General features: G+C 73.4%; 11 protein-coding genes. 5 read left to right on the top strand and 6 right to left on the bottom strand.

From position 1 onward, the window contains the following. Positions 1 to 22: 22 nt before the first annotated feature. Positions 23 to 403 carry a RidA family protein gene (locus UIS43_RS19560; RefSeq protein ID WP_013156475.1) on the top strand — a complete coding sequence of 127 codons (381 nt, stop codon included), beginning with the start codon at positions 23 to 25 and terminating at the stop codon, positions 401 to 403. Between the two features lie 68 nt (positions 404 to 471). Here UIS43_RS19560 and UIS43_RS19555 read toward each other — a convergent pair whose 3' ends face one another. Together UIS43_RS19555 and UIS43_RS19550 are read right to left on the bottom strand one after the other, a co-directional pair. Further along, positions 472 to 1,128, bottom strand: a complete 657-nt coding sequence (locus UIS43_RS19555; protein ID WP_013156474.1) for a cyclopropane-fatty-acyl-phospholipid synthase family protein — start codon at positions 1,126 to 1,128, stop codon at positions 472 to 474. Between the two features lie 104 nt (positions 1,129 to 1,232). Further along, complete coding sequence (locus UIS43_RS19550; protein ID WP_013156473.1) at positions 1,233 to 1,850, bottom strand: TetR family transcriptional regulator; 618 nt, start codon at positions 1,848 to 1,850, stop codon at positions 1,233 to 1,235. A gap of 206 nt (positions 1,851 to 2,056) precedes the next feature. On the opposite strand from UIS43_RS19550, the gene UIS43_RS19545 reads away from it, so the two are divergent. Continuing rightward, a complete protein-coding gene (locus UIS43_RS19545; RefSeq protein WP_370011183.1) occupies positions 2,057 to 3,796 on the top strand; it encodes an MDR family MFS transporter in 1,740 nt (579 codons plus the stop codon). A gap of 10 nt (positions 3,797 to 3,806) precedes the next feature. On the opposite strand, the gene UIS43_RS19540 is transcribed toward UIS43_RS19545, so the two are convergent. Both UIS43_RS19540 and UIS43_RS19535 read right to left on the bottom strand, forming a co-directional pair. Next, positions 3,807 to 4,256, bottom strand: a complete 450-nt coding sequence (locus tag UIS43_RS19540; protein WP_019609259.1) for a GNAT family N-acetyltransferase — start codon at positions 4,254 to 4,256, stop codon at positions 3,807 to 3,809. Positions 4,257 to 4,456: 200 nt separating this feature from the next. Next, positions 4,457 to 5,653 (bottom strand): ATP synthase F0 subunit B, encoded by a 1,197-nt coding sequence (locus UIS43_RS19535; RefSeq protein WP_071621044.1) that lies wholly within the window; start codon positions 5,651 to 5,653, stop codon positions 4,457 to 4,459. A gap of 397 nt (positions 5,654 to 6,050) precedes the next feature. Between UIS43_RS19535 and UIS43_RS19530 the strand changes: the two genes are divergently transcribed. The 3 genes from UIS43_RS19530 (at position 6,051) to UIS43_RS19520 (ending at position 8,375) form a co-directional block, all read left to right on the top strand. Further along, positions 6,051 to 6,605 carry a gamma carbonic anhydrase family protein gene (locus UIS43_RS19530; protein WP_013156469.1) on the top strand — a complete coding sequence of 185 codons (555 nt, stop codon included), beginning with the start codon at positions 6,051 to 6,053 and terminating at the stop codon, positions 6,603 to 6,605. A 271-nt stretch (positions 6,606 to 6,876) separates the two neighbouring features. Then, positions 6,877 to 7,332 carry a hypothetical protein gene (locus UIS43_RS19525; protein WP_013156468.1) on the top strand — a complete coding sequence of 152 codons (456 nt, stop codon included), beginning with the start codon at positions 6,877 to 6,879 and terminating at the stop codon, positions 7,330 to 7,332. Positions 7,333 to 7,628: 296 nt separating this feature from the next. Then, on the top strand, positions 7,629 to 8,375 hold the full coding sequence (locus tag UIS43_RS19520) for a hypothetical protein (RefSeq protein ID WP_071621043.1): 747 nt from the start codon (positions 7,629 to 7,631) through the stop codon (positions 8,373 to 8,375). A 9-nt stretch (positions 8,376 to 8,384) separates the two neighbouring features. Here UIS43_RS19520 and UIS43_RS19515 read toward each other — a convergent pair whose 3' ends face one another. Continuing rightward, entirely contained in the window at positions 8,385 to 9,599 is a 1,215-nt protein-coding gene (locus tag UIS43_RS19515; protein WP_013156466.1) for a sensor histidine kinase, read from the bottom strand. Beyond that, on the bottom strand, positions 9,596 to 10,900 hold the full coding sequence (locus tag UIS43_RS19510) for a sensor histidine kinase (protein WP_370011180.1): 1,305 nt from the start codon (positions 10,898 to 10,900) through the stop codon (positions 9,596 to 9,598). The genes UIS43_RS19515 and UIS43_RS19510 overlap by 4 nt, the downstream gene beginning before the upstream one ends. Positions 10,901 to 11,104 lie beyond the last annotated feature (204 nt).

Below are 11,104 nucleotides of genomic sequence, written 5' to 3'. Positions count from 1 at the left end.
AGACCAGCGAAGGAGTCCACGGATGTCCAAGAAGGCGGTCCGCACCGACAACGCCCCCGCTCCGGCCGGGGCGTACAGCCAGGGAGTGGTCGCGGGCGGGTTCCTGTACACCGCGGGCTTCGGCCCGCAGGAGCCCGAGACCGGCCGCGTGGCCCCGACCGTGGGCGAGCAGACCGCCCAGGTACTGGCCAACATCTCCGCCGTGCTCGCCGAGCACGGCCTGACGCTGGACGACGTCGTGAAGGCGACCGTCCACCTGGAGAACCTCAAGGCGGACTTCCCGGAGTTCAACGCCGTGTACGAGGAGCACTTCAGCGCCCCCTACCCCGTGCGCACCACCGTGGGTTCGGACCTGGCGAACATCCTCGTGGAGATCGACGTGGTGGCCAAGCTCCGGGACTGAGCCCCGCCCGGTCGGCCGGGGCCCGCGCGGGCCCCGGCCGACCGCCGGACGCCGCGGGCCGGTTCCGGTCAGGCCTCGCGGCGGGCGCGGACCACCAGGTCGTGGACGGTGTGGGTCTCCCCGTCCAGGACGGCCGTCCCCGCGCGGACCTCGTCGGCGAGCACGGTCCACTCCTCCCGGGGCAGGGCCGCCGCCACCTCGTCGCCCGTGTAGAACAGGTCCGGGTCCGGCGGGCGGGGCACGCCCTCCTCCAGGTCCCGGGGGTGGTGCGCGACGACCAGGAGTTCTCCCCCGGGCGCGACCGCCGAGGCCAGCGCGGCGAAGAACCGGGCGCGCCAGCGCTCGCGCAGGTGCATGAACTGCGAGGTCACCAGGTCGAACGCGTCCTCGTCCGGGGACCAGCGGGTCACGTCCGCCCGCTTCCAGGTGATGCGCCCGGGCACCTCCCCGCCCCGCTCTCGGGCGTGGGCGGCGCCCCTGTCCAGCGCCACGGTCGAGATGTCGAGCGCGGTCACCCGCCAGCCGCGTTCGGCCAGCCAGATCGCGTCGGCGCCCTCGCCGCTGCCCACGTCCAGCGCCCGTCCGGGTTCGAGGTCGGCCGCCTCGGCCACCAGGTGGCGGTTGGGCCTGCCGCTCCAGATCCGTTCCTGTGAGCGGTAGCGCTCGTTCCAGAAGTCCTCGCCCATCTCCTCGGGCAGGGAGTCCGCCGCGTGTTCACCGGTCATGTCGACCACCTCCGCGCCCCACTCTCCACGCGCGGTCCGCCGGGCGCGACGTTCTTTGCCGACCCGGCAAAACGTGTCGCCCGGGCGGACGGGACCGCCGGTGGTCACCGGCTCGCCGGCGCGTCCCCGTCGTCCTCGGCGAAGTCGTCCATGCACAGGTCCAGCAGCGCCTGGATCCGGTCCGTGAGCCGGTCGCGGTCGAGCGCGCGCAGGGCCGTGGCCCCCTCGACCACGCGCACCCGGGTCAGCCCCAGCATCACGGCCGAGAGCAGCGAGGCGTGCGCCCGGCCGTCGTTCCCGCCGAGGTAGACCGTCAGCGGGTCGATCATCGCGCTGGTGATCCGCCCCTGGTAGACCGCCTGGAGGTCGGGGTCGCCCGCGGAGTCGTCCAGCGCGCGCTGGAGCGCGGTGGCCTCGCCGTGCAGGCGGCTCACCGCGTGCTCGGCCAGGCGCCGGGTGAGGGTGGCGGTTTCGCCCTCGATCAGCCCCGGGAAGACGCCGTCCTCGCGCAGGAGTTCGGTCAGCAGTCCGCTCTTGGCGCCGAAGTAGCGGTTGATGAGCGCGACGTTGACCCCCGCGTGCGCGGCGATCATCCTCGACGACACCGAACCGTAGCCCTCGTTGGTGAACAGCTCCTTGGCGCTGGCCAGAATGCGGGCTCTGGTGGCCTCCCGCCCCCTCGTCGGCCCGGGGCCGCCTCCGGTTTCCTCCGGACGGTCCATCTGCGTACCCCTTGGCGGCTGCGGTCTGGCGGTCAGTACTCCAGGTTGACACTTCCGGAGAACCGACGCATACCGAAACGTGCGGAGAGATATGGATTTGACAGGTCAACAGTGTTTACATATACCTGAGGACAGGACGACGCCCCCGGCAGCACGCCGCGGGGCCTTTTGTGCGTCCGTGATCGGGGGCTTGTGTGGAACAGTCGTTGCGTGGAGGAGCCGGAGCCGGGGACACTCCCCCGGGCGTCGAACCCCGGGCGGTCGCGCGGACGCGGACCTGCGATGATCCCCTCACCGAAACACCGCTGACGGACTCCCCACCCGGGGACGCCCCCGCGGCGGACGTCCCGGCCGTCTCCGCCGCCGACGAGGCCCCCGGGCTGCCCTCGCGCCGCGTGGTGCGCCGCATCATGGTCGGCCTGGTCCTGGCCATGCTCACCTCGATGCTCACCAACTCCATCGTGGGCACCGCCCTGCCGACGATCATGGGGGAGCTGGGCGGCCAGGACCGCCTGGCCTGGGTCGCCACGGCCGCCCTGCTCACGATGACGGCCTCCACCCCCGTGTGGGGCAAGCTCTCCGACGTCTGGGGGCGCAAGCTCCTCTTCCAGCTGGCCCTGGGCATCTTCATCGTGGCCTCGGTCGCCGCGGGCCTGGCGCAGGACATCAACTGGCTGATCGCGGCCCGCGCCCTCCAGGGGCTGGGCGTCGGCGGTCTGGCCACACTGCCCAACATCATCCTGGGAGACGTGGTCCCGCCCCGCGAGCGCGGCCGCTACAGCGGACTCATCGGCATGGTGTTCGGGGTGTCCACCGTGCTGGGGCCGCTGGTGGGCGGGTTCCTGGTGGACAGTCCGCTCGGCTGGCGGTGGTGCTTCCTCATCACCGTGCCGCTGGCCCTGTTCGCCTTCGTCGTCATCCAGTTCATGTTCACCATGCCCTTCGTCCCCCGCCGCGACGCGCCCGTGGACTGGCTGGGCGCCGGGCTGATCTTCAGCGCCGCGAGCACCGTGATCGTGCTGCTCAGCCTGGGCGGCACACAGTTCCCGTGGAACTCGCCGCTGTCCTACGCCCTGGGCGCCGGGGCCCTCCTGCTCACGGCCGCGGCCGTGGTGGTCGAGCGGCGGGCGCGGGAGCCGATCATCCCGGCACGCCTGTTCGGCGACCGGACGTTCGTACTGTCCTCGCTCGGGTCGGCCTGCGTCGGGATGATGATGTTCGGCCTGATCATCTACATGCCGCAGTACCTCCAGATGGTGCACGGCATGACGCCGACCGTGTCGGGCCTGATGACGCTGCCGCTGGTGGCTTCGTTCCTGCTCACCTCGATCGGCTCCGGCTACGCGGTGGGCGGCAGCGGCCGGTGGAAGGCCTACCCGGTCACGGGCATGGCCCTGTGCCTGTTCGGGTTCGCCGCCCTCAGCCTGGCCTATCTGGACACCGGGCTGACCACGGTGGTCGCGGGCCAGGTGATGGTCGGCCTGGGGCTGGGCCTGTGCATGCAGATCCTGCTGCTGGCGACGCAGAGCGCCCTGCCCCTGGCGGACATGGCCACGGGCACGGCCTCGGTCGTGTTCTTCCGCAACCTGGGCGGCGCCACCGGCGTGGCCGCGTTCGGCGCGGTGATGGTGGGACGGCTCAACGGCGAGCTGGCCCAGGCGTCGGCCGACGCGCGGGCCCGGGTGGCGGCGGACGCCGCGGCCGGGACCGACTCGGGGGCGCGGGAGCTGTCGGTCGGGCTGTCGGAGGCGGCCGAGGCCGCGCAGGGCTCCCCCGAACTGGTGCACTCGCTGCCGGAGCCGGTCCGCGAGGTGGTCGTGGGCGCCTTCGACCACGCCATGCAGGGCGTGTTCCTGGCGGGGATCCCGATCGCCGTGATCGGGCTGGTCACCGTGGTGTTCATGCGGGGTGTGCCGCTGAGCGGGGGCTCGGCGGCCAAGCGCTGACGCCCGCGGGTCACAGGTAGCGGCGGAAGCCCTCGGCGGAGCTGTCGAAGCCCAGCGCGGTGTGGAACCGGTGGACGTCCTGGCCGTTCTCGTGCGCCAGCAGCTCCACCTTGTAGCACCCGGCCCGCGTGGCGCGGTCGAGCGCGTCCTCCATGAGCGCCCGGCCGATGCCCCGGCCCCGGGCCAGGGGGTCGACCACGAGGTTGTCCACCACGGCCCAGGGCTGGGCGTCGTGGGTCAGGTTGGCCACGACCAGCAGGTCCAGGGTGCCGATGATCTGGCCGCGTTGCTCGGCGACGAGGATCGTGCGGTCGGGGTCGTTCTCCATCCGCGTCCAGGCGCGTACGGCGGCGGAGGACATGCGAACGTGCGCGCTCTGCGCGTGGGTGGTGTCGCCGAGTTCCCTGAGAAGACGCAGAATCGCACCGAGGTCCGACCGGATGGCCGCGCGGATAATCATGGCTGTCGGCATCGTAGCCGACAGCCTGCGACAAGGCGGACGTCACCCTACATCGGGCCACAAAACGCCGGGGGCGGGGACGTGGTCCCCACCCCCGGATCGCGTTCCGGACCGGTGCGCCGCGAGGGCTCGCCGCGGGCCCGGAGAGGACTGGCCGGGGAGGGCTCCCCGGGCGCTCCCGTCCGGGCGGAACCGCGGGGTCAGGGCTTGCGGATGACCCGGACGCCGTCCTCGCCCTTGGGTGGCTGGTTGTGGCCGGACTCCGGGTGGCGGTAGATACCGGTGATGCCCGGATCGCCGCCCTGCTCCTGGCCCTTCTGGCCCTGCTGCGGACCGGACTGCGGCTGCTGCGGACCCGCCTGGCCCTGCTGCGGGCCGGGCTGCGGCTTCTGGTCGCCCTCGGGGGCGGGACCGGTGAAGCGGGCGCCCTGCGGGGGGCGGGGAGCGGACTGGGCCTGGTCCTTCGGCGAGGAGTTCCCCGCCGGGTCCTGGCCGGTCTGCTCCGGCTTGGCCACCGGCCTGATGCGCACGGTCGCCTCGTCCGGCTGCTGCTGGAGCGGAGGCAGCTTGGTGGTGGCCTCGTCCTTGTCCCCGGGCGCGTCCGGGGCCGGCTTGGCCGGAGCGGGCGCGGCCGCCTCGGGGCGGGGCTGGGGCCGGGAGGGCTCCGCGGCGCGCTCGGGGGCCTTGGCCGCCGCGGCGGGCTTGGCCGGGGCCGGCTTGGCCGGGGCGGACGCGGCGGCCACCTCGTCGCGGGAGAGCCCGCTCTCCAGCGCGCCCGCCTTGTCCTCGGCCGCGACCAGGTCGGCCAGGGTCGAGTGCATGTCCTTGAGGCGGCGCAGCGCCTCGGCGTGCGTGGCGGTGAGGGTGGCGAGCCTGCGGTCCGCGGTGTCGTGGATCTTCTTCGCGCGCGCCTCGGCCTCGTTCAGGCGGCGCTCGCCCTCCTGCTTGGCCTGTTCCCGGAGCTGGTCGGACTCCTTCTTGGCGCTGTCGACCATCGAGTGGGCCTCCGAGCGCGCGGAGGACAGGATCCGCTCGGCGTGCTCCTCGGCGTCCTTGCGGTACTTGGCGATCTCGTCCTGGGCCTTCTTCTCGGCCTCCTTCACCTCGGACTCGACCTTGGAGCGGCGCTCCTGGGCCTCCTCCTCGGCGATGCGCAGGATCTCGGCCATGCGCTCGCTGATCTGCTCGTGCTCCGGCTTGACCTGCGCCTTCTCGCGGGCGATGGCGAGGTCGCGCTTGTACTGCTCCAGCTCGTCGTCCAGCCGCTGGAGGCGCTCGCGCAGACTCTTGACCTGGTTGTCCGTCCGCACGAAGTAGTCGTCGACGTGCGCCTTGTCGTAGCCGCCCTTGCGCACCGTCGGAAACCTGTCCTGCTGGAGTCCGCCGCCCGGCAACATATCGCTCATGTGCCCTTCATGTCCTTACACCGTTGTGACTGTACGACGCAGAAGGTGCGAGTTGACCCGTACCCATTGTCACCACGACACCTGACCGGTCTCGTTAGCGACATACGCCCGATAGTGCCCTTTTCTGCATACCGGCTCGACCGCCTGGGGGCACCGGTCGGGAGCGGAGCGTAACGCCGTGGACACCGTCCAGGCGACCAAGGTAGACACGCGCGGCGCGGCCGCGTCAAGATCCCCGACCGGACATCGCCGTGCGGACCCCGGTCACGTTCTTACTAAGGTATGCGCGATCATCCCCGTACGGGGGCAGAGCGGTCAACTTCCCGCTGATCCGCCCCCTCCCGGGGGAGACGGACACGGCGGTACGAGACGCAGGGAGGGCCACGAGATGGACAACGGCCGCACGGAAGGCGGGCCCGCGGGGCCCCGCGTGGGCGGAGCGGACTTCGGACGACCGGAGGTCCACCCGAGCGCGTGGATCGCGCCCGGCGCGGTGGTGGTCGGCCGCGTGCGCCTGGGCGCCCGGAGCAGCGTGTGGTACGGGTCGGTGCTGCGCGCCGACACCGAGGACGTCGTCGTCGGTGACCGGGTCAACATCCAGGACCAGTGCGGCCTGCACTCCGATCCCGGTGAGCCCGTGATCCTGCACGACGACGTGAGCCTTGGCCACAAGGCGATGGTGCACGGCGCGGTCGTGGAGGAGGGCGCGCTCATCGGCATCGGCGCCATCGTGCTGGGCGGCGCCCGCGTCGGCCGGGGCGCCCTGGTCGCGGCGGGCTCCCTCGTGCCGCCGGGCAAGACCGTCCCGCCGGACACGCTGTGGGCGGGGGTGCCCGGCAAGGTGGTGCGTGAGCTCAACGACAACGACCGGCTGGTGCTCCAGCACACTCCGGCCCACTACGCGGCGCTCGCCGCCCAGCACCAGGACGTCACCTGGGCCTAGCGCCACGCCGGGTGGGGACGAAAGTCGTGCCCGGGGCACCCGGCGCGGTGGCCCGAAAGCACCGCGCCCGCCCAGGTGGGGCCCCCTCCTGGCTAACCCGGGTGACTCCGCCGCCTGGTCCTCACGGGTCATGCGCACCGGCCCGCCCTGCGCGTAGCCTGGTACTCCTCACGTCCGCGTGGGTCCGGATCCGTCGCACCCGTACCCACGGCACTCCGGCGCGGGGTGTCCCGTCCTGCCGCGACACCGTTGTCTCAGGGGGTGAGCTCACGTGAACCACAGCCTCGACCTGCACGACCACCTCCACGACCACGTCGCGCTGGACGAGATCGAACTGTACGCCGAGGTGCTCATCGCGGTGGCCGACGCCGACCGCCCGCTCAGCCCCGAGGAGATCGACCGGGTGCTCGGGCTGTCCGGGACGCCCGCGGTCCCCGCCGAAGCGGCCCGTCCCGGCGGCCCCCTTCCCCGCGGCGGGTCCGGACCCGCCGACGGGACGGCGAACGTCCACGACCCGGTCCCCGAGCAGCCTCCCCGGGCGGCGGGCCCCGTGCCCGGCCACGTCGTCCGACCGCGCGACGAGGACCCCGGCACGCGGCGCTCGTGGTCCACCGATCCGCTCCCGGCCGAGTACCGGCTGCCGCCCGCGGTGCTGCCCGCGCCCCGCGACGTGCCCGAGCCCCACGTCCTGTGGTCCCCGCTGCCCCTCGCCCCCTGGCACGTCTGAGGCCGTCCGTCCCCTCCCCGCCCACGGCCGGGAGGCCCCTCCGGCCTGCCCGGGGGGACGGAGTCCGGCCGCACCGGCTGACCGCGCCGCCCGCGACCGCGTCGTCCATCCGCGCTGCCGGGCGGCGCCACCCGGCCGCGTTGTCCATTCGCACTGCCCAACCGAGCTGACCGACCGCGCTGTCCGGTGGCGGCCCGATCCGGCCACGGCGGCCCGTCTCCGCGCGCCCCGGTCTGGGTAGTGCTTCTGTGGGCCCCGGCCCCCGGGAACCCCCCAGCAGCACACAGGAGCCCCTGATGCCACCAGGACCGGACAGGCCGGACCGCGGCGACCGACACCGCGTCGGTCCGCGCCCCCGCACGGACGGCCGCGAGCCCGACAACGCCCGTCGGGTCACCCTCACCATCGCCCTCGTCGTGACCTTCGCCTTCCTGCTGGCCACCGCGGCCGGACTCGGCTGGTTCCTCTCCGACGGCGGGCCCCTGTCCGGTTCGGCTCCGGAGTCCGCCGAGGAGGGCGGCGACGCGGCCGACGGCGGAGGCGGCGCAGGGGACACGGAGGACACCCCGCGGGACCCGGCGGACGGCGGGGACACCGCCGCGGACCCCCCGGCCGGACTGGCCTACGAACTCCCCGGTGAGGAGTGGCACAGACTCGGCGACGGGGAGGTCCCCTCGGAGTACACCTCCTACGCGGTCCTCGGCCCGGCCGAGGACCCGGACGCGGTCATCGTCACCGGCACCGAGGAACTCGGTTCGGTGGAGCCGATCGCGGTGGCCGGGGTGCGACTGGCCGTGGACTTGGCCGCCGACCTGGCCGCCGAGGGCGGCGTGTGGGCCGAGCCCTCCGGGCAGACCGACGTGGACGGGCTGCCCGCCTTCGGGGCGACCATGGGCAGCGACTCGGGGGACACCTACGGCCGCTTCGTGATCGTGGAGCTGGACGACGGCCGGGGCGCGTTCATGCTCGGGGTGAACACCGCGGGCGGGGAGGGCGCCAGCGAGGACATCGACGCGGCCTTCGACTCGGTGGGCACGCGCTGAAGCGGCACGTCAGAGCGGCAGGACGGCGCGGAGCAGGAAGCCCCCCTCCGGAGTGCGGGCCGCGGAGAGGGTGCCGCCGCCCATGGCGACCCGCTCGGACAGACCGGCGAGCCCGTTGCCCGACTCCCTCCCGTCCTGGCCGCCGCCCCGGGCGCGGTCGTTGAACACCTCGACCACGAGGGTCCGGGGGCCCACGGCGCTGTCGCGGGCGAGGGTGAAGCTGATCTGGCACTCGTTGGCGTCGCTGTGCCGCAGGACGTTCGTGCCGCCCTCGCGCACCACCCAGGCGGCGAGCGCGGCGGTCCGCGGCGGCAGGTCCAGCCCCTCCAGCCCGGTGGCGACCGCCCTGGTTCCCCCCGCGTCGAGCACCGCGCGGACGGCCTCCGTCTCGCCCGCCAGGTCGACCTCCCGGTAGCCGCTGACCGCCGACCTCACCTGTTGGAGCGCCTGTCTGGCGAGCACCTGCACCTCCGCCATCTCCGCGCCCGCCCGCTCGGGGTCCCGCTCCACGAGCCGTCCGGCCAGCTGGGCCTTGACCGCGAGCGCGGAGAGGCTGTGCCCGAGCAGGTCGTGCATGTCGCGGGCGAAGCGGAGCCGCTCCTCGCTCACCGCGAGCTGGGCGCGGGCCCGCTGTCCCGCGACGGCCTCGCGGCTGATGTCCCACAGCCAGATCATGGAGAGCGAGGCCCCGGCGAACATCAGCCCGCTGAAGACCATCACCAGCCACACCAGCAGGTAGAGGAGCGGCTGGAACTGCGTCTCGAACCCGTAGAACGGGACCGCGAGCCAGGGCAGCGCCAGCAGGGCGGCTGTGACGTACGCGCTGCGCCTGCGCGGGGCGAGGAAGACCCCGGTCCCCCACCACGCGGCCAGGAAGAACACGGTGTTGATCGGCTCCTGGAGGCACAGGACGACCACGACGATCAGGCCGAGCGAGGTCCAGTAGGCGCGCGGGTCCGGCTTGCGCCGACCGTCCAGCCTGGCCCGGAGCATCACGATCAGCAGCACGGCGATCGGCACGGAGGCGACCACCCCGGTCAGGGAGCGCCACAGGGGCCAGTCCGAGGCCGCGGCCGTGACGACGTCCACCAGGGGCATCCCCACGACGAGCAGCGCGGTGAAGCCCACCGAGACGATGACGATGCGCCGGGCGAAGCGGACCCTGCGGTCGCCCTCCCGGTCGGAGGCCGTGTACTCGGCGGAGGGCGTGCCGTGATCGCTCAACGTGACTCCTCGGTGTGTCGGGTCCCGTCGGGCAGCGGGAGGACGGCTCTGAGCAGGAAACCGCCGTCGTGGGTACGGTTCGCCGACAGTGTGCCACCCTCCCGTACGACACGTTCGGAGAGCCCGGCCAGACCGCTGGCCGAGGCCGCGCCGTCCTCCGGGCCGCCGCGCGCCCGGTCGTTGGACACCTCGACCACCAGTGCCCTCCCCCCGTGCCCGGCTTCCCCGTCCACGGAGAAGGAGATCCGGCAGCGGCGGGCGTCGCTGTGCCGCAGGATGTTGGTGGCCCCCTCGCGCACCACCCAGGCGGCGATTCCGGCCGCGGCCGGGAACTGTTCCGGGGCCGCCGTTCCGGTGACGACGGTCTCGGTGCCGTTGGCGCGCAGGACCGCACCGATCGACTCCACCTCCGCGGCCAGGTCCACACCCCGGTAGCCGCTGACCGCCGACCTCACCTGCTGGAGCACCCTGCGGGCCAGTTCGTGGACCTCCTCGATCTCGGCCGCGGAGCCCGCCGGATCGCTCTCCAGCAGCAGTTCGGCCCGTCTGGCCCTGACAGCGAGCGTGGTCAGGCCCTGGCCGATCACCCCCTGCATGTCCTGGGCGAACCGGAGCCGCTCCTCGCTCACCGCCAGCCGGGTGCGGGCGTGCTCCCCCTCCAGAGCCTCGTTCGTGGCCTCCCACAGGCGGAACATGGTCAGGGCGACGAACCAGATCACGAGGGTCCAGCCCACTGAGAACAGGCTGGAGAACACCAGCACGAAGAGGGGTATGTCCACCAGTGTGACGGACGGGTGCAGCCAGGGCAGCACCAGCAGGGCGAGGCCGACGAGGAGGGAACGCCTCCAGGGGGCGGAGAAGGCCGCCACCCCCCACCAACACGTGCAGGTGAGGAAGACGTACGGAGTGACCTGCATGAGGAGGCACGCCAGGAGGAGCAGGGCGAGCGAGCCCCAGTAGAGCCGGGGGTCGGCGATCCTCCTCCCGTCCACCCGGCTCCGGATCATGCACAGGCACAGCAGCGCGCACAGCAGGGCGACCGCGGTGGACACCGCGGGAGGCCAGGTCCTGAACCCGTCCTCCGAGCCGACGGAGCGGGCCCCGGACAGGAGCAGTTCCATGAACGGCGCGAAAGGCACCATCAGCGCCAGCGAGCCCAGCGTCCACAGGATGCACCACCGCGCGAACCGGAGCCTGCGCAGGAAACGGGGGTTCGTGCCCGCGTCGGCCCCTGGAACGGGAGAGGGGACCGCCGAGTCCGCCGTCCCGTGCCCGGCGGTGAACGTGTCCTGGGAACCCACCGCTCCTCCTCTCCTCCGCCGTGGCCGACGGCTCCTCCGCGCCGCTGCGGCCGCCGGCTCCTCTCCGGCCGCCGTCGGCCGCACCACAACCACCGTAGAAGCCGCGGACCCCCTCCGAACGGTTGTCCACAGGCCTTTCCGGACCCGCACGGGAGAAGGCCGGGGCAGGCCGTCCGTCCCCGGCCTCCCCGGCGCCCCGCGCCC

The organism is Nocardiopsis sp. LDBS0036 (genome assembly GCF_041228755.1).
In the GTDB taxonomy this organism is placed as follows: Bacteria; Actinomycetota; Actinomycetes; order Streptosporangiales; family Streptosporangiaceae; genus Nocardiopsis; species Nocardiopsis dassonvillei.
Note: the sequence above shows the minus strand (reverse complement) of the source record. Positions and strands in the feature narration are given on the sequence as shown.